Annotated in this window: 21 protein-coding genes; 16 read left to right on the forward strand and 5 right to left on the reverse strand. The window is 46.6% G+C overall.

What is annotated here, in order from left to right:
* Positions 1 to 80: 80 nt before the first annotated feature.
* The gene (locus OQ477_RS18945) at positions 81 to 443 is read right to left on the reverse strand and encodes a VOC family protein (protein ID WP_265973487.1); all 363 of its coding nucleotides are present in this window, start codon (positions 441 to 443) and stop codon (positions 81 to 83) included.
* 160 nt (positions 444 to 603) lie between these two features.
* Between OQ477_RS18945 and OQ477_RS18950 the strand changes: the two genes are divergently transcribed.
* The 4 genes from OQ477_RS18950 to OQ477_RS18965 all read left to right on the forward strand — a co-directional run bounded on the left by OQ477_RS18950 (position 604) and on the right by OQ477_RS18965 (position 3,023).
* Positions 604 to 1,470 carry an STAS domain-containing protein gene (locus OQ477_RS18950; RefSeq protein WP_007408939.1) on the forward strand — a complete coding sequence of 289 codons (867 nt, stop codon included), beginning with the start codon at positions 604 to 606 and terminating at the stop codon, positions 1,468 to 1,470.
* A 312-nt stretch (positions 1,471 to 1,782) separates the two neighbouring features.
* Positions 1,783 to 1,956, forward strand: coding sequence for a YezD family protein (locus OQ477_RS18955; RefSeq protein ID WP_003155693.1), 174 nt, complete (start codon positions 1,783 to 1,785; stop codon positions 1,954 to 1,956).
* 29 nt (positions 1,957 to 1,985) lie between these two features.
* Positions 1,986 to 2,288: a hypothetical protein gene (locus OQ477_RS18960; protein WP_015416995.1), complete on the forward strand. Its 303-nt coding sequence runs from the start codon at positions 1,986 to 1,988 to the stop codon at positions 2,286 to 2,288.
* A 90-nt stretch (positions 2,289 to 2,378) separates the two neighbouring features.
* Positions 2,379 to 3,023 carry a Bax inhibitor-1/YccA family protein gene (locus tag OQ477_RS18965; RefSeq protein ID WP_007408941.1) on the forward strand — a complete coding sequence of 215 codons (645 nt, stop codon included), beginning with the start codon at positions 2,379 to 2,381 and terminating at the stop codon, positions 3,021 to 3,023.
* 38 nt (positions 3,024 to 3,061) lie between these two features.
* Here OQ477_RS18965 and OQ477_RS18970 read toward each other — a convergent pair whose 3' ends face one another.
* Positions 3,062 to 3,574 (reverse strand): MarR family winged helix-turn-helix transcriptional regulator, encoded by a 513-nt coding sequence (locus OQ477_RS18970; protein WP_105937986.1) that lies wholly within the window; start codon positions 3,572 to 3,574, stop codon positions 3,062 to 3,064.
* A 150-nt stretch (positions 3,575 to 3,724) separates the two neighbouring features.
* On the opposite strand from OQ477_RS18970, the gene OQ477_RS18975 reads away from it, so the two are divergent.
* A complete protein-coding gene (locus OQ477_RS18975; RefSeq protein WP_265973488.1) occupies positions 3,725 to 4,846 on the forward strand; it encodes an FAD-dependent oxidoreductase in 1,122 nt (373 codons plus the stop codon).
* A gap of 36 nt (positions 4,847 to 4,882) precedes the next feature.
* Here OQ477_RS18975 and OQ477_RS18980 read toward each other — a convergent pair whose 3' ends face one another.
* A complete protein-coding gene (locus tag OQ477_RS18980) occupies positions 4,883 to 5,953 on the reverse strand; it encodes a DUF3900 domain-containing protein (protein ID WP_007609950.1) in 1,071 nt (356 codons plus the stop codon).
* A 164-nt stretch (positions 5,954 to 6,117) separates the two neighbouring features.
* On the opposite strand from OQ477_RS18980, the gene OQ477_RS18985 reads away from it, so the two are divergent.
* The 11 genes from OQ477_RS18985 (at position 6,118) to OQ477_RS19035 (ending at position 20,071) form a co-directional block, all read left to right on the forward strand.
* Positions 6,118 to 9,300, forward strand: a complete 3,183-nt coding sequence (locus OQ477_RS18985; RefSeq protein WP_265973489.1) for a bifunctional cytochrome P450/NADPH--P450 reductase — start codon at positions 6,118 to 6,120, stop codon at positions 9,298 to 9,300.
* A gap of 489 nt (positions 9,301 to 9,789) precedes the next feature.
* Positions 9,790 to 10,383: a hypothetical protein gene (locus OQ477_RS18990; protein WP_167340539.1), complete on the forward strand. Its 594-nt coding sequence runs from the start codon at positions 9,790 to 9,792 to the stop codon at positions 10,381 to 10,383.
* Positions 10,376 to 10,687 carry a winged helix-turn-helix domain-containing protein gene (locus tag OQ477_RS18995; protein WP_007609957.1) on the forward strand — a complete coding sequence of 104 codons (312 nt, stop codon included), beginning with the start codon at positions 10,376 to 10,378 and terminating at the stop codon, positions 10,685 to 10,687. The genes OQ477_RS18990 and OQ477_RS18995 overlap by 8 nt, the downstream gene beginning before the upstream one ends.
* Positions 10,688 to 11,578 carry an ABC transporter ATP-binding protein gene (locus tag OQ477_RS19000; RefSeq protein WP_265973490.1) on the forward strand — a complete coding sequence of 297 codons (891 nt, stop codon included), beginning with the start codon at positions 10,688 to 10,690 and terminating at the stop codon, positions 11,576 to 11,578.
* 14 nt (positions 11,579 to 11,592) lie between these two features.
* The gene (locus tag OQ477_RS19005; RefSeq protein ID WP_032867543.1) at positions 11,593 to 12,333 is read left to right on the forward strand and encodes an ABC transporter permease; all 741 of its coding nucleotides are present in this window, start codon (positions 11,593 to 11,595) and stop codon (positions 12,331 to 12,333) included.
* Between the two features lie 775 nt (positions 12,334 to 13,108).
* Positions 13,109 to 15,037: an LTA synthase family protein gene (locus OQ477_RS19010; RefSeq protein ID WP_003155677.1), complete on the forward strand. Its 1,929-nt coding sequence runs from the start codon at positions 13,109 to 13,111 to the stop codon at positions 15,035 to 15,037.
* A 215-nt stretch (positions 15,038 to 15,252) separates the two neighbouring features.
* Complete coding sequence (rfbF, locus tag OQ477_RS19015) at positions 15,253 to 16,017, forward strand: glucose-1-phosphate cytidylyltransferase (protein WP_265973491.1); 765 nt, start codon at positions 15,253 to 15,255, stop codon at positions 16,015 to 16,017.
* A 6-nt stretch (positions 16,018 to 16,023) separates the two neighbouring features.
* The gene (locus OQ477_RS19020; RefSeq protein ID WP_012117042.1) at positions 16,024 to 16,992 is read left to right on the forward strand and encodes a GDP-mannose 4,6-dehydratase; all 969 of its coding nucleotides are present in this window, start codon (positions 16,024 to 16,026) and stop codon (positions 16,990 to 16,992) included.
* Between the two features lie 24 nt (positions 16,993 to 17,016).
* Positions 17,017 to 17,928: a putative nucleotide-diphospho-sugar transferase gene (locus OQ477_RS19025; RefSeq protein WP_265973492.1), complete on the forward strand. Its 912-nt coding sequence runs from the start codon at positions 17,017 to 17,019 to the stop codon at positions 17,926 to 17,928.
* A gap of 28 nt (positions 17,929 to 17,956) precedes the next feature.
* Positions 17,957 to 19,117, forward strand: coding sequence for a glycosyltransferase family 2 protein (locus OQ477_RS19030; RefSeq protein WP_031379279.1), 1,161 nt, complete (start codon positions 17,957 to 17,959; stop codon positions 19,115 to 19,117).
* A gap of 15 nt (positions 19,118 to 19,132) precedes the next feature.
* A complete protein-coding gene (locus OQ477_RS19035; protein WP_265973493.1) occupies positions 19,133 to 20,071 on the forward strand; it encodes a putative nucleotide-diphospho-sugar transferase in 939 nt (312 codons plus the stop codon).
* A gap of 29 nt (positions 20,072 to 20,100) precedes the next feature.
* On the opposite strand, the gene OQ477_RS19040 is transcribed toward OQ477_RS19035, so the two are convergent.
* Together OQ477_RS19040 and OQ477_RS19045 are read right to left on the reverse strand one after the other, a co-directional pair.
* On the reverse strand, positions 20,101 to 21,330 hold the full coding sequence (locus tag OQ477_RS19040; RefSeq protein ID WP_061861244.1) for an MFS transporter: 1,230 nt from the start codon (positions 21,328 to 21,330) through the stop codon (positions 20,101 to 20,103).
* A 117-nt stretch (positions 21,331 to 21,447) separates the two neighbouring features.
* Positions 21,448 to 22,833, reverse strand: coding sequence for an amino acid permease (locus tag OQ477_RS19045; RefSeq protein WP_265973494.1), 1,386 nt, complete (start codon positions 22,831 to 22,833; stop codon positions 21,448 to 21,450).
* Positions 22,834 to 22,889: the final 56 nt, after the last annotated feature.

The raw sequence follows: 22,889 nt of genomic DNA on the forward strand, positions 1-22,889 counted from the left end.
CAACTCTCCAATCCGTTTCACGCTTTATCCAACATTTTAAATGAAAATGATTCTCAAAGTCAATTGGGGTGCCTGACGGATTACGATTTCAGGAGAAAGACATGACCATCCTCATCTTTAAATTGCACAAAGCTGCCCCATTCCATTTGTTTCGGTTCATCTAAAAAGGCGATGCCGTTCTTTTTCATCTGTTCATATGCGGCGAAGACATCTTCACACTCAAATACGATAGAAGCCTTCATATGCTCGGCCCCTTTCATCATCGCTTTCGGATAAATAACCAAATGAGTGGCGGCTCCTTTGGGCGCTACCTCAAGCCAGAAGGCGCCCGGTCCCATCGGATGCTCGGCGACGGTTTCAAACCCCGCTTTTTCCGTCCAGAATGTTTTCGCTTTTTGCTGATCATCAGTGTATACGGCGACTGTCGCGATTTTTTTGATCATCATACTGACCTCCTGTTTCATTTCTTTTATAGTGTATCCTCCTGCCGAAAAAAGCAATCAAAAGCTTTAATGTGCGGGTTTTTTTAATTTCTCTAGTGCGATCGGCGATTCCGATTTATAATTTAGACAAAAGTACATATTCTTGAAAGAGGAGACGGCAGTGAACAAAGACCAATTACTTCATGATTATATTATTACACATTCGGCAGAGCTGACGGAAAAATGGCTCAAGCTGAGACGGAAGCTGAGAGGGCGTTTTTATTCTGCGGATCAATTAAGTGAGGAAATGAAACGGCTGCTGATCGAGCAGCATACCTTTACAAACACGGTCATCGCAAGCGCTTTTTTGGAAGATCCGGCCGTTTTTCAGCATAACAAAGAAAAATGGGCCGCACAGGTAGCGAAAAGCAGAGTGGAGCAAGACGCGGAGGTTCATGAGGTCGTTGAGGCGATCGGCAATTCAAGAACCGTCTTTTGGGAGGCGGTCACCCGTTTTATGGATGAGCATCAGGACATCGTAACAAACGAGGATGCCCGCCGCTGGAATCACCTTGTCAACGGCTCGTTTGATCAGCTGATGACGGATTTTACTGAACAGTTTCAGAAATTAATGATCGCGAGGCTGTCATCTCAGCAGGAGCTTATTTCCGAATTGAGCTGTCCGGTTATTTTGATCGCGGATACGATCGGCACTCTGCCGCTCATCGGATCGATTGATACGAGGCGGGCGCGCGTGATTTTGGAGTCGGTGCCGGAAAACTGTGTCGCCAAACGGATCACAAATCTTGTGATTGATCTGTCCGGTGTACCCATTGTCGATACGATGGTGGCGCAGCAATTGTATATGCTGTCGAAAACGTTATTTCTCCTCGGCATCAGAACCGTGTTTTCCGGCATTCGGCCTGATGTGGCACAGACTTCTATCCAATTGGGGCTAGATTTTTCAGAGTATCAAACTTACGGATCCCTGGAGCAGGCGCTCGCCAGCATGGGCGTCACATGTGTGATCGAGGAAGCAAAAGCATAGAAAAAAAGGTGCTCCGGCCAGAGGCGGGGCGCTTTTTTTGTCAGCGGAAAACAATTTAAATATGTCGGAACGGAAGATTGCGTTCTTAAAAAGAGCAATATGACGCCTTGGGGGCGGGGGTCGGCGGCACGGTTTATGTCAAAGCGAAGGAAGTGAAAGTTTTCGCAAAGAAAACATATCCAAAAATTGTGTAAATGTTATTGATTTCTGAATGAAAACATAATAGTATAATTATATATTTCTTATCAGAATAGTATGAATTAAAACACTCATTGTCAAAAGACGAACGGCCAGACATAAAGGGGGAGCATGATGACGTCCAAAGGAAACGTAGATCCGCATGTGATCGAAAAGATTATCAGTGCGCTGGAAACGCTCGATTTCGGGACTGTTCAGATTACGGTTCATAATTCCCAAGTGACACAAATTGATAAGGTGGAGAAATATCGATTTTCCCTGAAGAGCAAAGAAGTAAAACAATCTTAAAAAACAGCCAATGACAGGAGGCGGTACATATGAAGCATTCAACTGTTCCTTTCCGGGAGAGCCGGTATCTGCACCTGCCCGAAGTGCGCTTTCTGCATTGGTGCACGAAGCAATACGGCATTAACAAAGGCGTGCTCAATACAATTGACGGCTGGTTTTATGATGCGGGCGTCATTCCGATTCCCGTCAGGCGTCTTTATGTGCTGGCATTCCTCGATTTCGCGAAAACGCCGGGGCAGAAGGGGAAAATCCGATTCGGGCACGGCGGTTTGACGAAAAAACTGCATGATTTCATGGATATGCAGGAGTGCGCAGCAAAACGTCAGGCCTGACATCCTTAAAATCTTCTTAAAATCATACAAATTTCTCCCATTTTATTTATAATAGACCTATCACGATCATTTTTTGGGAGGACTTTTGACATGCAAACTGCTGCTTATGAGAGCAAACAATCTATTATGCAGCGCATTATAACGGTATTTGTGTTTACACTGTTAGTTGCGACAATCGGCCTGTATACGGGCCAGTTCATTCCGCCGGCATTGATGCTGCCGCTGTCGGTCTTAGAGGTCGTCATGATCATCGCCGCATTTTGGCTGCGCCGAAAAAAAGCCGTCGGATATGTGTTTGTGTTTTCATTCGCTTTCATTTCCGGAATGACGCTGTTTCCGATTATCAGCCATTATGCGTCCGCAGCGGGGGCCTATGTCGTATTGGAGGCATTCGGTTCATCGTTTGTGATTTTTGCGGTGCTCGGCACGATCGGCGCTAAGACGAAAAAGGACTTGTCGTTTTTATGGTCCTTCTTGCTTGTCGCTGTTATCGCGCTTCTCGCAGTGGGGATCTTTAATATTTTCAGCCCGCTGAATTCCGCCGCCATGATGGCGTATTCCGTCATCGGAACGATTGTGTTTTCAATGTATATCTTATACGATCTGAACCAGATCAAGCACCGGGACATCACGGCTGATTTGATTCCTTTGATGGCATTGACGCTTTATATCGACTTTATTAACTTGTTTATCAACCTGCTACGGTTTTTCGGAATTTTAAACAGTGATGATTAACCGCGCGAAAAAGGCGCCCTGCTGAGAGGGGCGCCTTTTTATGTTCTGCCGCCGGAAAACAGCAGAAGCTTATCAAATAATACTTCAAGCATTTTTGTCAATTCCGCTTTTTGTTCAGCGGTGAAGCTTTCCATGACTCCTGAAATATTGGAGAAGTGGCCGGGAAGAAACAGCATCAGCTTTTCTTTTCCTTCCCTTGTGAGTTCGATGCTGATTTTTCGTCTGTCGCCGGTATGCCGGCTGCGGTTTACAAAGCCGTCCCGTGCGAGTCCGTCGATCAATCCGGTGATGGTCGCTTTGGTGACATTGGATTTTTTCGCCAGCTCCGTCGGACTCAGGCTGTGGCCGGGTGCGTCAAACAGAAACATTAAAATTTTGAATTTCCCTTCGGACAATCCGTGACTTGAGAAATAATGCTCCATGACCTGATTCATTTTTTTAGACATATCAAATAACGTCAAAAATGTTTTCAATGATTCAGCATCCATATCGGCGTAAATCCCAGCGCGTCCGGCAATCTGCGAGTAATCCGGCAAATGTCTCAACTCCATTTTTGTAAGCCTCCGTACCATTTTAGTGATTCAAAGTATAAGCTTGCCGGATTCAAAAGGCAACCTATAAAGATTGACAGTTTTTCAGCCTATATAGTAAGGTGGCTAATAGTTAATGAATGATAAATAAATAGAGAAGGCGGTATCGGGATGAACCATGAAGTGAAAAAGATCATCATAGCGGGCGGAGGGATCGGCGGTCTGTCCGCAGCGATTTCTCTCGGCAGAGCGGGTTTTGAAGTGACCCTTTGCGAGGCGGCGTCCGGCATGCGAAAAAGCGGAGCGGGCATTCTCCAGCCTCAAAATGCGCTGCGGGTACTGCGGGAAATCGGTGTGTATGATGAATGCTGCCAACACGGCTTTCAAACGGAATGGCTGAAGCAGCATGATGAAAACGGAACGCTGCAGTTTAAAGTGAGTGAGGCGTTTTTAGATGATTCACTGCCGGGGCGGAATAATATATTGCGGCAAACGTTAAACGATATCCTCAAAAAGCATGCTGAAGCGGCGGGGGTCACGATTCTTCTCGGTAAAAAAGTCGTGTCTTACGAAGAAACAGCAGATGACATAACGGTGCATTGTGCAGACGGAACCGCGATGACGGCTGACATCCTCGCCGGCTTTGACGGCATCCGCTCCGCTGTCCGCGATCAAATGCTGCAAAGAGAAGTGAAAACGGAGTATCTCGGCATGGGAGCGCACAGATTTTACATCTCTTTTCCCGAGCCGGTTTTTTATGATTCGACACTGATGTATAAAAAAGGGCAGACGCAGGTCGGGGTCGTGCCGCTCTCTGAAAAAACAGGATACGTATTTATCATCCGGCCGTATGACGCTGACTTCAGGGATGACGAGGACACGCGTTTTGAACGGGTGAAAGACTTGCTGCGCGGAATTCCGGGAGTGAAGTTTGTGACAGAGAATATGTCAAAGGAATATCCCGTTTTGTTTCATAAGATTGAGCAGATGGCGGTTAAAGAACCGTGGCACAGAGGCCGCGTCGTTCTGGGCGGGGATGCCGTCCATGCAGGAGCGCCGACATTGGCCCAGGGAGCGGCGATGGCGATTGAAGACGCGATTGTGCTTAGTGAAGAACTGCAAAAGCACGAAAACCATGAAACTGCATGTCAAGCATACTTCGAAAGACGGGCGGAGCGGGCATTACAGGTGCAGAATCTCTCATCTGAAATCGTCCGCCGCGAGATAAAGGGAACGCCCGGCGTGCAAGACATCATCAGTGAATGCTATCGATTGCTCAAAGAGCCTTATTAAATAGAGAAAGTCCAGAACATGGCGTCTGGACTTTTGTCAGTCTTGTTCAGATTTATTCCGTATCCGCTCAATCACCTCATGCAGCCCCTCAGGCTTGTGAAACTCCACCGGCGAACTGCCTTTTTCAAACGAGATCGTCTCCGCCTCAATGAGCGCGACATAGCGCCCGTTCACTTTTGCGAGATGGATGGATTCGCCGAAATCAGCCAGTAATCCTTTAATCTCTGTTTCTCCGACTTTCATTTTCAGCTCGGCTTCCGGCGTGTGTTCAATGATCTGCGCGGATGCCTCGATGACTTGATGGGTGTCGAGGCGCTCCTGAATTTCCCGCTTTTCACTCGCTTCCCAAATTTCAATGTCGTGCTCAAACTGCTGAAGCTCTTCGCTGTTTTCTTCAAACGTTTCATACACGTGTTCCTGCACCATGTTCATGACTTGGCTTTTCATGATTTCCGGCATCGATTCGCCGTATTCGACAAATTTGAGAAAATCTTCGAAATAACGGGCGTGCGAGGCCTGGTGGATTTTCAGCTCATGCTCTTCCGTCATGCCTTCTTCCGGCATATACGGATATTGAATGCTTTTCATGTTTTTTGTCGTGATGGCCATTTCGACCTTTTTAATGAGAGACGAGGCGTCTGAGATGCGGGCGACTTTCGGCTCGAAATCGCATTTCATCATAAAGACGAATTTGTCTTCAAAATACTTGCGCGGAACGGCCGATGCCACGATAAAGACACCGCCGCGCACGGCGCTCGTGTCAAGGTAAGTGCGGACGAACTGCTCGCTTGCCTCGATAAATGCTTCCTTCGTATCCGCAAGTCTGGCGCGGTTGAAAAGGTTGTAATTCGGATTTGAATCAAGCTCATGGCCCGGCTCCGTGATAAAATGGCCGATTTTTGTGGGGACCTGCTCGGATTGCGGATGCCGTTCGGCTTTCCGTTTGACGATTTTCTTCAATTCCCCGTCAAGAAAATCCTTCAGCTCGCTTTCTTCAAATTCTTCCGTATCAAGCGTCTGGAAATGTTTGAACTGCTTGTTTGCCTGTTCGTCTTTTCCTTCCACTTGAATGACGTAAAACGATAAAAACTTGATTTCAAAATCCATATGTGAACTCACCTTATTTCTGTATTTAACAAGCCTCTCCAGTATAGAAAAAACCGTTATCGATCGTCAATCCGATGATTGATCCGTGACGGCGGATAATCGGCCGGTGAAAAGGGCAATGTAGTTGGAAGGAACGCATCAACGTGTTAGAAAGGGTGTTATTCATGAAGGAAACAGGTCCGATTCCGCAGCCGAAGACATTCGGCCCGCTCGGCAATCTTCCTTTGCTTGATAAAGACAAGCCTACAATGTCGCTTATCAAACTGGCAAACGAGCAGGGGCCTATTTTTCAGCTGCATACGCCGGCGGGCGCCATTATCGTTGTGTCCGGCCATGAACTGGTGAAAGAGGTTTGTGATGAAGAGCGGTTCGATAAAAGCATTGAAGGGGCTTTGGAGAAAGTCCGGGCATTTTCCGGTGACGGGCTGTTTACAAGCTGGACGCATGAGCCTAACTGGCGAAAGGCGCATAATATTCTGATGCCGACCTTCAGCCAGCGCGCGATGAAAGATTACCATTCGATGATGACTGATATCGCGGTGCAGCTGATTCAAAAATGGGCTAGGCTGAACCCGGATGAGGCCGTTGATGTGCCTGCTGATATGACCCGCCTGACGCTCGATACGATCGGGCTTTGCGGCTTTAACTATCGGTTTAACAGTTATTACAGGGAAACGCCTCATCCGTTTATCAACAGCATGGTGCGCGCCCTTGATGAAGCGATGCACCAAATGCAGCGCCTTGATGTTCAGGATAAGCTTATGATCAGGACGAAGCGCCAATTTCATCATGACATTCAGGCGATGTTTTCGTTAGTTGACAGTATTATCGCAGAGCGCCGGTCAGGCGGCCGGGATGAAAAGGATCTGCTGGCCAGAATGCTGAATGTGGAAGACCCGGAAACGGGCGAAAAACTTGATGATGAAAATATCCGGTTTCAAATCATCACGTTTTTAATTGCCGGCCACGAAACGACCAGCGGCCTGCTTTCCTTTGCCATCTACTTTCTGCTGAAACATCCCCGTGTTTTGGAAAAAGCCTATGAAGAAGCCGATCGGGTTTTGACTGATCCCGTTCCTTCATATAAACAAGTGCTGGATCTTACTTATATCCGAATGATTTTGCAGGAGTCATTGCGCTTATGGCCGACTGCGCCTGCGTTCAGCCTTTATGCGAAAGAGGATACGGTGATCGGCGGGAAATATCCGATCACGCCGAAAGACAGAATTTCCGTCTTAATTCCCCAGCTTCACCGTGATAAAGACGCGTGGGGAGACAATGCGGAGGAATTTTATCCGGAGCGGTTTGAACATCCTGATCAAGTGCCTCACCATGCGTATAAGCCGTTTGGAAACGGTCAGAGGGCGTGTATCGGTATGCAGTTCGCCCTGCATGAAGCAACCCTTGTTCTGGGGATGATTCTGCAGCATTTTACCTTTATCGATCACACCGATTATGAGCTCGATATTAAACAGACACTAACGATCAAGCCCGGCGACTTTCATATCCGGGTGCGGCCGAGAAACAAAGAAGCCGTTGCGGCTGCTCTCCCGGCGGCTGAAAAAGCGGCGGAAGACGTCGAAAAAGAAAAACGGGAAACAAAAGGCGCATCCATTATCGGGCTTGATAACCGACCGCTTCTGATTCTGTACGGCTCAGATACGGGAACCGCAGAAGGCGTGGCGCGGGAGCTTGCCGATACTGCCGGGATGCACGGCGTCCGGACTGAAACGGCGCCTCTAAATGACCGGATCGGAAAACTGCCGAAAGAAGGAGCTCTCTTGATCATTACGTCCTCTTATAACGGAAAGCCTCCGAGCAACGCGGGACAATTCGTTCAATGGCTTGAAGAAGTCAAACCCGGGGAGCTGGAAGGCGTCAGATATGCCGTCTTCGGCTGCGGTGATCATAACTGGGCGGCGACATATCAGGCTGTACCGAGGCTTATTGATGAGAAGCTTGCCGAAAAAGGGGCGGAACGCTTTTCCTCCCGAGGCGAAGGGGACGTCAGCGGCGATTTTGAAGGAAAGCTTGATGAATGGAAAAAAAGCATGTGGACGGACGCTATGAAGGCATTCGGCCTCAAGCTGAATGAAAATGCCGAAAAAGAGCGAAGTGCGCTGGGCCTTCAATTTGTCAGCGGGCTTGGCGGGTCCCCTTTGGCAAAGACGTATGAAGCGGTTTACGCATCCGTTGCGGAAAACAGGGAACTTCAGGCGCCGGAAAGCGGCCGGAGCACAAGGCATATCGAAATCACTCTTCCGAAAGAGGCTGCCTATCATGAAGGGGATCATCTCGGCGTGCTGCCGGTAAACAGCAAAGAGCAGGTCTGCCGTGTTCTCCGCCGGTTCAATCTGAACGGGAATGATCAAGTGCTGCTGACGGCCAGCGGACAGAGCGCGGCTCATCTCCCGCTCGATCGGCCGGTCAGGCTGCATGATCTTCTGAGCAGCTGTGTCGAATTGCAGGAAGCGGCATCAAGGGCTCAAATCCGGGAAATGGCCGCTTATACGGTCTGCCCGCCGCACAAACGGGAATTGGAAGATTTTCTGGAGGAGGGCGTCTATCAGGAGCAAATCTTAACATCGCGCGTCTCGATGCTCGATCTCCTTGAAAAATATGAAGCGTGTGAACTTCCGTTTGAGCGATTTCTGGAGCTTTTGCGTCCACTGAAGCCGCGGTATTATTCGATTTCAAGTTCGCCTCGGAAACATCCCGGGCAGGCCTCAATTACCGTCGGCGTCGTTCGCGGCCCCGCCCGGAGCGGTTTGGGTGAGTATCGCGGAGTCGCTTCGAATTATTTAGCGGACCGCGGCCCTGAGGATGGTATCGTGATGTTTGTCCGCACTCCGGAAACACGATTCCGGCTGCCGGAAGATCCGGAAAAACCGATTATTATGGTCGGTCCCGGCACAGGAGTCGCCCCGTTCCGCGGATTTCTGCAAGCCCGGGCGGCGTTAAAAAAAGAAGGAAAAGAGCTGGGGGAGGCTCATCTGTATTTCGGATGCAGAAACGATCATGATTTTATTTACCGTGACGAGCTTGAAGCTTATGAAAAAGACGGAATCGTGACGCTTCATACGGCTTTCTCCCGCAAAGAAGGCGTACCGAAAACGTATGTGCAGCACTTAATGGCGAAAGACGCCGGCGCTTTAATTTCCATCCTCGGCCGGGGAGGGCACCTCTACGTTTGCGGCGACGGCAGCAAAATGGCGCCCGATGTAGAGGCAACGCTGCAAAAAGCGTATCAGTCGGTCCACGAAACAGACGAACGGCAAGCGCAAGAATGGCTTTTGGACCTCCAGACAAAAGGCATTTACGCAAAAGATGTTTGGGCGGGGATTTGACCGATTTGATGAAAAGGACTGGATGACTCCAGTCCTTTTTCCTTTCTTTTTCCTTCAATAAAATGAATTGCTTTCCAATCGATATACATTCGGTTTGTCCAGCCGCCTGGTCAAGATGTCTTCCCTGCTTGACTCCGGGACCTTCTATTTTGGTCATTTCTAAAATCTGCAGAAATTGTTATCAGAAGTGTGTCTTTAAAAGCTTTACCGCAAGTTCCTCCGTTAAGCCAGAAATTCAGACAGCCATTGCATGCTATTAATTGATCATTTCATTTTGGTTGGAGATAAGCTTGCTTTGTTGTTTTTTATTAGCATGTTTATATAAAGGACGTCTCGGCTGTATTGGAGGCATACCGGCGCAAGAAGTCCCATCTGCTGTTTCCAGGACTAAATAGTTGCGCCTATTTTGGATAAAACCTCTTTACAAATATATGGAATTAGAATATACTCTGTTTCACAAAGTACTTTGCGAAAAGAGGAGCCTGTCTTATGTCAAATCAGAATTTTCGTGAATCAGAGATAGCCGAAAACTTATCTCATATCAAGGTCTTGACGAATTACAAGACTGAGTACTCAAGGCAAACCAGTCCATATTTCATTATTTGGGGCTGTATATGGATTATTGCGTACTCCGTTTCTTTATGTAAGGTACCTTCTGTAGTCCTCGCTTGTGTCTGGTTTATACTGGCAATAGTAGGGTGGATACTGACTTTGAAGACATATCTTAAGCAGAAACAATTTGATCCTATGCCCACTTTTTTAAAGAATCAATTAAAATATGCATGGATTGGATTCATATTAATGGTATTCATTTTTGTTTTCCTGATTTTAATGGGATTATTGCCTCGAACAGGAGAATTTCTATCATTTTTAATTGTTTTGATGGTGTCTATTATGTACATATTCTTAGGCATCGTGTTAACAAAAGAGATTTTTGTTATGGGGTTTTGGCTGAGCATACTCGGTATGCTTACATTCTGTTTATTTCCTGAGGCAATGAATATTGTTTTTGCATTTATTGGCGGAGGCAGCCTATTACTTACAGGAATGATTTTGAAAAGAAAAGGGCAAGGAAATGAGTAATGTTAACAATATCAATGATTTAATACATGCCAAAGTACGGTTGGGAATTATGAGTTTACTGATGACTTATGATCAATGTGATTTTACTTTCTTGAAAAAGTCATTAGACATCACAGATGGGAATTTAGGTTCGCATCTGAAAAAGTTAGAAGATGCAGCTTATATAGAACTAACCAAGAAGTTCGTATCCAAAAAGCCGAAGACTATTGTTCAGATTACGAAAGAAGGGAAAGCAGCCTACAAGGAGTACATTAATACAATTGAATCCATATTTAAAATAAATAACAGTGGGGGAATGGTGTAAATGCTGCAAGTTGAACATATAAGTAAGCGCTATGGCACGACTCTGGCTTTGGACAATGTGGCTTTAACAATTCCGAAAGGAGTCTGCTATGGACTTGTTGGACCGAACGGATCCGGCAAATCTACCTTAATTAAGATCATCTCACGCATCATCCGGGAATATGACGGTAAGGTTGAATTTGTCGGCAATGAAAATGGCAGGCTGGGTTATGTTCCACAGGATATCAGCCTTGAAGAAAAATTAACCGCAAAAACCAACATGGAATTTTTCGGAAAGTTACACGGGATGAATGGCTTAAAACTAAAGCAAACAACAAAAAAACTGTTAGAAGATATCGGGTTGTCAGAAAGGACAAACGACGTTGTGGAGAACTTTTCCGGAGGGATGAAGCGCCGTTTAAATATCGGGTGTGCATTAATGCACGATCCAGACTTAATTATTCTAGATGAGCCGACGGTAGGCGTGGATCCGCAATCACGCCGATACATTTTTAACATCGTAAATCGTCTCAAAAAAACCGGTAAAACCATTATTTATGTGAGTCATTACATGGAAGAGATTGAAACTCTATGTGACTATGTAGCTTTTATCGACAGAGGGCAGATTATCGATGAAGGAGAAATAAATGAACTGCTTAAACGACATGAAGAATCATCTATTATGTTTAACTCCTCATTGTCTCATGAATTAATAAAGAGCCATGGTTTTGAGTTTTCAGTCGTTAATTCAGGGCTGATAATAAAAACCAAAGAACCTTTAGAAACCATGGAGCACTTAATTAGGATCAGTAAGGAAAACAATATTGTGCCTCATCAGTTGTTTTTATATAAGCCAAAATTAGAAGATGTATTCTTTAAACTTACCGGCACTGATTTGCGTGATGAAGAATAAAGGGGGAATTTATCATGTTACCGCTCGCTCAAATTGAAACGCTAAAACAGTTAAAGGATAAGTCTCTGTTTTTTTGGACGATTATATTACCCATTGTGTCCATCATATTGCTGATTGAGCTATTTACGACAGACAGTACAAACAAAACTTTAGTAGCTTCTCAATCCGTAACCGGTATGAGCGTATTCTTTTCTACATTCATTATTATCTCCATCGTTATAAGTTTTGTAAAGGATCGGGAAAAAGGAATTGTATCAAGACTGGCAAGTACCCCTTTAAAGCCTTATAACTTCTTCTTAGGAAAAAGCATTCCTTTTTTAGTCATAACTTTTATGCAAATTCTTCTTCTTTCTGTTTTAGGAATATTTCTGTATGATATTGAAATTAATAATTTTCCGGCGTATCTGTGGGTTGTTGTGTTGATATCTTTACTGGTTACATCCTGGGGAGTTGCCATTTCAGTCTTTGCAAAGACTGAAAATACCGGCTTGGTCATGACAAATGTGATTGCATTAGGTACCGCTGTTGTATGTGGTTTATGGACCCCTTATGATCAATTGCCAAGCTATCTTCAAACTATTGGAATGCTCTTTCCTCAGTACTGGGCGCATCAAGGGTTAATTCAATCGGTCTCGACGATATCGGGAGGAGAAAGTCTAATATGGGTAACCCTTGTTGTACTGAGCTATACAATACTGGGATTTATAGTTTCTCTAATTGGATACCGGCATTACATTAAAATGGCAAGAAATTAGACCGCTGAAGAATGGATCATTAAAACGCAGCTGGGACTAAAAGGAGAGCGGGAAATGATAAGTGAAAAACTAAAACTGTATGTCGAGGCTCTATTTAAAAAGTACGAAAGAAATTCGTTACTGAGCAGAAAAAAAACGGAGCTAATTCCTTTATTGGCGGGTTTGATGAAACCAGTTCACAATTTTTTTCGCTAATTAGAAACAGAAATTTGCAAGACACGTTAAGGACCAGTGTTGGAGAACAGTTTAAGCAGTCACAAATGCCAGCTCTGCTGCATGGTTGGATTATAAAAAACAAAAGGTATACGTGAAGAAAGCATTTTTGTATATCTTTAGGGTCTAAGCGATAATTTGACAGGTAAAGGACTGGATGACTCCAGTCCTTTTTTTACATCAGCCAAAAAAACCTTCAAGTTTTTCAGCCCCTTTGCATACAATAACTTCAGCCCGCCTGTTGGGCGGCTGTCTTTGATATTCATTTTTCGTTTTTAGAAGTTTGTGTTATTCTTATATTTGGTATCTCCTATTTTCAGACCGGGTCTGAATACGGTACCTTTTAATGCCAGAAAAAAATGTGAAACGAAGAACGGATATCCTGCGTCTAATGGCTGGCGGGATAAGATGTTCAATGGGCATGACACGAATGATAAATATATCGTTTTTTTAAATGGTGTGTTTATGGGGCTGTGTGATGCTTTCGTTTTGCTCGGAAAGCAGGAATTGAAGCAAAAAGTAAGAATACAGATTTAAAGTGTTTAGGAAAGTAGAGGTTGCCATGAAGAAATTATTTTCTTACAGACTTAGTTTTTTTGTACTGGCTATTATTTTGTTTTGGGCCAAAACGTATTTAGCCTATCATGCTGAATTCAACCTTGGGGTGAAGGGTCCGACGCAGCAGTTTCTGCTTGTGATCAATCCGTTCTCAAGCGCCATTTTCTTTTTAGGACTGGCATTGTTTGCGAAAGGCCGCAAATCAGCGATTATCATGGTGATTATTGATTTCATCATGACGTTTATTTTGTATGCAAATATCCTATTCTATCGATTCTTCGATGATTTCTTGACATTCCCTAACTTAAAGCAATCAGGTAATGTCGGAAATATGGGAGACGGCATCTTCAGCATTATGTCCGGCCATGATATTTTATACTTTGTTGATATTATTATTTTAATCGCGCTTCTGGTGTGGAGACGTGAGCTGAAGGAATTCAAGCTGAAAAAACGGTATACGTCATTAATCATCGTGACGGGTATTGTTTTGTTCTTCGTGAACCTGGCGATTGCCGAAGAGGACCGCCCGGAGCTGCTGACAAGAACGTTTGACCGCAATTACATTGTAAAATACTTAGGCCTTTATAATTACACGATTTATGACGGCGTACAGACGGCGCAGACTGAATCACAGCGGGCATATGCCAGCAGCGATGACCTGACGAGCGTTGAAAACTACACATCGTCGCATTATGCGAAGCCGAACGCCGAGTATTTCGGCAAGGCCAAAGGCAAAAACATTATTAAGATTCACTTGGAAAGTTTCCAATCGTTTTTGATCAACTACAAACTTGACGGAAAAGAAGTCACGCCGTTCCTGAATAAACTCGCACGCGGCGGAGAGGACATGACGTACTTTGATAACTTTTTCCATCAAACGGGCCAAGGTAAAACATCTGACGCCGAGCTGATGATGGATAACAGCCTGTTCGGACTGCCTGAAGGGTCAGCCTTCGTGACAAAAGGGGAAAACACGTATCAATCGCTTCCTGCCATCCTTGACCAAAGTGAGGGCTATACAAGCGCCGTTTTACACGGTGACTACAAATCATTCTGGAACCGTGACCAGATTTACAAACATATCGGCTACGATAAATTCTTTGACGCCAGCACATACGATATGTCTGATGACAACCTTGTCAATATGGGTCTGAAGGATAAACCATTCTTCAAAGAATCCATTCCGAAGCTTCAATCGCTGAAACAGCCGTTCTACGCGCATTTGCTCACGCTGACGAACCATTATCCGTTTACGCTTGATGAAAAAGACGCAACGATCGAAAAAGCGAAAACGGGCGACGCGACTGTGGATGACTATTTCCAGACGGCGCGTTATCTCGACGAGGCGCTTGAACAGTTCTTTAAAGATCTGAAGTCATCCGGTTTATATGACAACTCGGTGATTATGCTTTACGGAGACCATTACGGGATCTCTGAAAACCATAACCGCGCGATGAAAGAAATTCTCGGCAAAGAAATTACGCCTTATCAAAACGCGCAGAATCAGCGTGTGCCGCTTATGCTTCGCATTCCCGGCAAAAAAGGCGGGGTGAACCATACGTACGGCGGTGAAATGGACGTTGTGCCGACGATCCTTCACTTGGAAGGCATCGATTCTAAGAAATATATTAATTTCGGCACCGATCTCTTCTCGAAAGACCATGATGATACGGTGACGTTCCGTAACGGAGATTACGTCACGCCGAAATATACTTCCATCTCCAATGTCGTATACGATACGAAGACAGGAAAAGAACTGAAAGGCAATCAGGAAACGAAAAACCTGAAAGCCAGAGTCACAGAGCAGCTGAAGCTGTCTGACAGCGTGATGTACAAAGACTTGCTCAGATTCCACAAATTGAGCGACTTTACGCCGGTTGATCCGTCTAAATATCATTACGGCAAAGAAAAGCTGAATCAGGATAATAAATAATAGAAAGAGCCTTACGGAATTTCCGTGAGGCTCTTTTTTTGTGTGTATCTTCACCAATCTGAAAAAAGAGAGAGCTTTTGGTCACAAAGGGCGCCAATCTCTCATATCTTACAGTAGATTTTGAAACCGGTGATAGAGAATCGGACAAATTATCGGGTTGGTTTCTCTTATACGGGCGGTTTCGAATCCAATATTCACAGAGAAGAGGGGTAGAGATGAAAGCAGTCATTCTCTGCGGCGGAAAAGGAACGAGAATGAGCGAAATCACCAATGAACGTCCCAAACCGCTCGCCATGATAGGCGGCAAACCGATTCTATGGCATATTATGAAACTCTATCAATACTATGGCGTGGACGAATTTATCCTGCTTCTTGGTTTCAAAGGAGAGATGATTAAGGAATATTTCTTAGATTATGACTGGAAGAATCACAGCATGACGCTGGACAGCTCTACCGGAGAAGTGCGGATATTGGGAAAATCCGAGCCGTGGAAAATCACTTTTTTAGACACGGGGGAACACACGCAGACAGCGGGGCGGCTTTTACAGGCGAAGGACATCATCGGTGATGAAACCTTTCTTATGACGTACGGGGACGGACTGGCCAACATCAACCTGTTTCATCTGATCAGCTATCATCAATCAAAAGGGGCTGCGGCGACCGTCACCGGTATAGAAAAGACCTCGCAATTCGGAACGCTGACGGTTGAAGACGGTATGGCGAAAAGCTTTTCTGAAAAAACCTCAAGTGACGGCATCATCAACGGCGGATTTTTCGTGCTCAGCCCGAAGGTATTTGATTATCTGCCGAAAGACAGGGACGTCATGTTTGAAGAAGAACCGCTGAAGGAGCTGGCGAAAGACGGCGAATTGGCGGTATACCGGCATTACGGTTTTTGGACGGCGATCGATACGTATAAAAATCTGCTGGAAATCAACAACATGTGGGACCGGGGACAACATGTATGGAAGGTATGGTGATCAAGTTTGAGTTTCTGGAAAAATAAAAATGTGTTTGTGACGGGATGTACAGGTCTTTTAGGAAGCTGCTTGGTGAAGGAACTGATCGATCAGGGGGCCAATGTGACGGGACTTGTCCGTGACACTGTGCCCAAGTCGAACCTGTATCAGGGAGAACAAGTGAAGCAAATGAATATCGTGCAGGGCGCGCTTGAAGATCTGGATGTGATTGAGCGGGCGCTGGGCGAATATGAAATTGACACGGTCTTTCATTTAGCCGCTCAGGCGATCGTCGGCGTCGCAAACCGCAATCCGATTTCCACATTTGAAGCCAATATTCTCGGCACATGGAACATCCTTGAAGCGTGCCGCAGGCATCCGCTCATCAAGCGGGTGATCGTCGCGTCCAGTGATAAAGCGTACGGCGACCAGCCGACACTGCCGTACGATGAAAACATGCCTCTTCAGGGCAAACATCCGTATGACGTATCAAAAAGCTGTGCCGATTTGTTAAGCCACACATATTTTAATACGTACGGACTTCCGGTCTGTATTACGCGCTGCGGCAACTTGTACGGCGGCGGAGATTTGAACTTCAATCGGATTATTCCGCAGACGATTCAGCTCGTGCTGAACGGTGAAGCGCCGGAAATCCGCAGCGACGGCACATTTATCCGTGATTATTTTTACATCGAGGATGCGGTCGAGGCATACCTTTTGCTGGCGGAAAAGATGGAGGAGCTCAATCTTGCGGGAGAAGCGTTCAACTTCAGCAATGAGATTCAGCTGACGGTGCTGGAGCTTGTAGAAAAAATTCTTAAGGCCATGGACAGTGACCTCAAGCCGAAAGTGCTCAACCAGGGAAGCCATGAAATCAAGCACCAATATTTATCGGCGGAAAAGGCGAGGAAGCTTCTGAATTGGACGCCCGCGCATACCATTGATGAAGGATTGGAAAAAACGATCGAATGGTATAAAGCCTTTTTTCAAAAGTAACAGAAACAGAGGTGAGAGAAAGACGTGACAAGCGCATATTGCACAGTTTTATCAAAAGGAAGGCTGTATCAGGCTATCGCTTTGTTCGGCTCATTGAAAGCGGTTCAGGCGGAAGCCCCCATTTTTACTTTGTGTATGGATCACGACACCTATGACGTGCTTCAGGCAATGCGGCCGGATAATGTCACCTTGATTCAGGTGTCCGCACTGGAAAATGAGGAGCTCCTTGAACTGAAGCGGACGAGGGATCAGAGCGAATACTGCTGGACGGTGAAGCCGGTATTTCTCGAATTCGTGCTGGACGGACATCCGGAATTAGAGTGTGTCACGTACATTGATGCCGATTTGTTTTTCTTCGCTGATCCCCGCGCGATTTTTGACAATCAGCCGGATTGTTCGGTGCTTCTGTCACGGGGCGATATCGTCATTCCCTCATTTGAAAAACAGGAAATCGACATGCTGCAGCGTCTTTTAGGCCGGTATAATTCCGGTTTTCTCAGCTTCAAAACCGACAGTGCCGGCACAGATTGTCTCAGATGGTGGAAAGAACGCTGCCTGGAAGAATGCAAAAATGCGCCGGGCGAAGGAAAATTCGGAGATCAAGGCTACTTGGATTACATGTCCGGCCTGTTCCCGAATGTGTGTGACATCACCACGCCCGGCGTGAATATCGGCCATTGGAATTACGGCCGCCACACATTTTCATGGAAGGACGGACGTCTTGTGCTTGAAGACGGAAGTCCGCTGATTTTCTACCATTTCAGCGGATACCGGATCGTTACAGCCGGCGACATTCGGCAGATTCATGAGACGGACCGGACCGATCTGCCGTTTGTCCATCAGCTTTATCAGGACATTCTGAAGCGGGTGATCGGGACGGTCAGCGCCGTCTGCCCGGAGTTCAGCGGCTTTGCATCTGAGGATGATAACAAATAAATGATCATATACAGGAAGTGAACGAAAAGTGAAGGCAAGCGTCATTGTTCCCGCATATAATTCCAAGGAGAGGCTTTATAACAGCCTGCTGTCCCTGAATGAACAGGAATGCACAGAGCCGTTCGAAGTGATTGTGGCTGACAACGGTTCGGAAGACGGAACCTTATCCATGCTTGAATCATTTAGCGCGAATTTTCCGCTGATTTTTGTGAGAATTAAAGAAAACAGAGGGATCGCTTACGGCCGGAATCAGGCGGTCCGCAATGCCAGAGGCGATATTTTGATCTTCCATGACAGCGATATGCTTGCTGAAAAAGATTTGGTGGCGAAGCATATCAAGGCTCATGAGAACCGGGACGATCTTGTCGTATGCGGTATGTTCTGGAAGCGGATTTACAGCTTTTATTATGACCGTTTTGAAAAAGAGCATAAGGAAAAACTCGCCGAACTGTATGAAGAGCTGCCGGGCGATAAAGAGCCGCTCCTCGATGAAAGTGACATCAGAGACGGAAGTTTTCTTGACCAATGCTTTGATTTAGATACCGACTTTATCCGTGTGCTGAAAAGCATTTTGGAAAAATACGGAGATGATTTGAAAGGCTACCGTCTGCCGTGGCGTTTTTTCATTACGAACAATTCGTCAGTCAAGAGACAGCACGTGGCAGATCTCGGCCTGTTTGATGAAGGCATTGTCAGATACGGCTTTGAAGATTATGATCTCGGCATCAGGCTTCATCAGTCGGGAATGAGATTTCAGCTGCGGCGCGATATCATGAGCGTCCATCAGGAGCATCCGAGCAACTGCGCTTCCGTTGATGACATCAGGGCGAATATCGCGTACATGTGCGACAAGTACAATGACATTCATTCGCTTGACGTGCACCTCGCGTTTAACGGCCCGTTTGACGCGGAGTTAACCAACAGCATGATGGCAGACATCGAAGTGCTGCTTGATTATGAGAAATATGAAAGCCTGCTGCACATTTTTCTCGAGCTGCTGCACGCGGTTAAAGACCGCAACCTCGACCCGGACTGGAAGACGAAAAGCCCGCGTATCACGGCGAACAGCTTCAATCTGCCGGAGGTCGGAAAGCTTTTGGCAAAAGCGGAAAAAAAGCTGGGCGTCACGCACTTTGCAAGGGCGTTCAAAGCGCTGGCTGCTGATTTACTGCATGTGGATCTTAAATAAATTGGATGTGATATGGTGAGTAAATATCATTTTTCAACCATTGTTTCCAGAACGCATATCTTTAAACTGATGCCGATGATTCATTCTCTCCATGAGCATTGCCGGGATTTTCATCTGTATGTGCTATGTGTCGACCAGAAAGCGTACGAACTGCTTCAGCAGGTGCCGTGGGAACATGTCACGGCGGTTCAGCTCCATGAAATGGAGGACCCGGAGCTGCTTGAAGCAAAGGGCGGCCGGACGTTTCATGAATATTGCTGGACGCTGAAGCCGGCTTTTTTGTTCCATGTGATGACAGAGTATGATGAAGCCGAATATTTTGCCCACTTGGACACCGATCTCTTTTTCTTCTCAGATGCGGGCGAGCTGTTTGCGGAAAAGCCGGATGCTTCCCTTTTTCTGACGGATCACCGCAATTCAGAACGGTTTGCGTCTTATTACAAGCTGACGGGGCAGTACAACACCGGGTTTGTCGGCGCGCGGAATACCGGGGAAGCGTATCGGGCGGTCTGGCAGTGGAGACAGGATTGCATCTCCTATTGTACGGTGGAGATGAATGAAGAAAAAAAGACATACGGTGACCAAAGGTATGTTGAAAAGTGGCCCACGCAGTTTGAAGACGTTCATGTCACGGAGTCGATCGGCGCAAATGCGGCGCTGTGGAATATTGAGCAATATGACGTCAGCCTGCGCGACGGGGCTGTATATGTCAATGACACCCCGCTGATTTTTTATCATTTTTCAGGCTTTACGCTCGTCACGGAGAACGAATTCAATCTGTGCTGGTACTATCACATTGATGACGAGGCGACAGTCAATATGATTTACGTGCCGTACATCAAAAACGTAAAAAAATGGATTGATGAAATTCAAAAAGCATTTCCTGATTTCAGAGACGGGTTTATTCCGAAATATGCGGTTCCTGACACTCATTTTTATACGGTTGAAACATAAAATCCCTGCCTTTTCGGCAGGGATTGTTTTTATGAATGCCATTCTTTTAATGTTTTGTCGCTCGGCAGGACAAAGGCGAGCAGACCTAAAACGGGCAGAAAGGCGACGGCTGTCATGGTCGGCGTCAATCCCGCTGAATCAATAAGAGCTCCGAGCGCAACGGCTCCGATCGCGCCCATTCCGAAGGCGAGCCCGACCGTAAGCCCTGACATCGTTCCGATTTTGCCTGGAACAAGCTCCTGCGCGTAGACAACCGTCACGGAGAAGCTGGACATCAGAACAACACCGATCAGCGCCAGTACGCCATAGGCGATGACAGGTCCCGCAAACGGAAGGAAAATCGTCAATGGAGCCGATGCTATCATCGAAACGATGATGACGTTCCGCTTTCCAAAACGGTCTGCAAGCGGCCCGCCGAGAAACGTTCCGACAGCTCCGAAAAATAAAAAGACGAAGATGTAGCTCTGTGCCTGCTGAATGCTGACATGATAGGCATTCATCGCATAGAACGTATAAAAGTTGCCGATCGCGCTCACATACCAGGAGCGCGCGAAAATTAAGAAGATAATCATGATAAGGGCGAGAATAATCGGTTTTGTAATGACGGTCTGCACAGCGGAGGCCGGTGATTTTTTACTTACGGCGCGCAAATGAATCAGGCGGCCTTTATACCATTTGGCGATATAAATGAGAAACAGAACAGCGATTGCGGCGACAAGCGTAAACCAGACAGAGCCGAATTGACCGAGCGGAACGAGAATCAGCGCGGTAATCAAGGGCGCCATCGCCTGGCCGGTATTTCCTCCGACTTGGTAAATCGATTGCGCCAAGCCGCGCTTTTCGCCGGCGGCCATGTAGGCGACACGCGATCCTTCAGGATGAAAGACGGCGGAGCCAAGGCCGATAAAAAAGACACAGCATAAAATCGTCAGAAAAGACGGGGCGAACGCGAGACCTAAAATGCCGAGCATGCTTGCGGTGAGTCCGAGCGGCAAAGCATACGGCATCGGGCGTTTATCCGTATACCAGCCGATGACGGGCTGCATCACGGAAGACACCATATTCAGCGTAAAGGCGATCATTCCGAGCTGCGTAAATGTAAGATTCATGGAACGTTCCAAAATCGGAAACATCGCCGGAATCACCGCTTGCAGTGAATCGTTCAGCAGATGACAGATCCCGATAATGAACAAAATAGAATACATGGTTGTCTCGGGACGATGGACAGGTTTTTCTTTAAGCGGGGCGGCAATGGCCAAAGTGATTCTCCTCCTTTTTATGTAAACGAAGCATACACCATATTATTCATAAGGTGAATGAATTATCAAGTGCAAAAAAGGCTCTTCTTTCTCAAACAGAAAAAAGAGCCTCCCTTTTTATTTATTTAACAAACTGTGTTTTCTCGAATACATCATATAAACGACGATCCCGGCGGCGATCCAGATGACAAAGGCGAGCCATGTCACGCCCGGCAGGCTGCTTGCGAGATACAGGCATAAGCATGCGCTGATGATCGGCACAACAGGCACGAAAGGAACACGGAAGGAAGATTTGATCTCCGGATGTTTCTTTCTTAAAACGATGACGGCGATCGCAATGACCGTAAAGGCCGCCAAGGTTCCCATATTGACGAGATGCGCCAAGGTTCCCAGATCAATAAAACCCGCGATCCCGGCGGCAACGATCCCCGTCACCCATGTGTTTTGAAACGGTGTTTTAAAACGCGGGTGAACCTTGGAAAACATGCGTGGCAAAAGGCCGTCTCTGCTCATCGCAAATGTAAGGCGCACCTGAGCGTAAAGCAGAGCGAGCATCACCGTTGTAATCCCGATAATCGCGCCGACGGAAATAATGCCTGCTATCTTGTTCTGGCCGACAAATTGGAGCGCGAAAGATACCGGATCCCCGACATTCAGCTTAGTGTACGAAAGCATTCCCGTCAGGACGAGCGATACCGTAATGTAAAGGATGGTGCAGATGGCAAGCGCGCCGATGATTCCGAACGGCATTGATTTCTGCGGGTTTTTCACTTCTTCCGACGCGTTTGACACGGCATCAAATCCGAGATACGCGAAGAAAACGGTCGCGGCGCTCGTGATGACGCCTTTCATTCCGAACGGCATAAACGGCGACCAGTTTTCCGGTTTCACGTAGCCGAAACCGACGATGATAAACAGCAGAATGATCGCAATTTTCATCAATACAATGACATTGTTAAAGCGGGTGCTTTCTTTCACGCCCCTTGAAACAATCGCGGTGATGACCAAAATAATGATAACGGCCGGCAGGTTGAACACGGCACCCGTTTTGCTGCCGGGTGCGGCGGTCAGCGCCTCCGGAAGATGCAGCCCGAAGCCCGCAAGAAGCGACTGGAAATAGGATGACCAGCCGGTTGCGACGGCGGCGAGCGCGATGACATATTCAAGCATTAAGTCCCATCCGATTAAAAACGCGAGACACTCCCCGAGAGTGACATATGAATACGTATATACGCTGCCTGAAATCGGAATGGATGAAGAAAATTCCGCATAACAAAACGCGGCGAGCGCGCAGGCAAGGCCCGCGAGCACAAACGACAGAATCAAAGCCGGTCCTGCGCCTGTCGCGGCCACAGTCCCGGTAATCACAAAAATCCCCGTGCCGACAACACAGCCGATTCCGAGCAAAACCAAGTCAAAAGCGCTTAACGAGCGGGACAGGCTGGTCTGTTTGCTCTGGGCCTTTAAGTCGGCCAGCGGCTTTTTCCGAAATAGTAAAGACATATGGGTCCTCCTGAAAATTCATAATATTCTTATCATTATATACACTGACGTTTGTA

Source organism: Bacillus sp. ChL18, from assembly GCF_026241425.1.
Classification (GTDB): Bacteria; Bacillota; Bacilli; order Bacillales; family Bacillaceae; genus Bacillus; species Bacillus velezensis.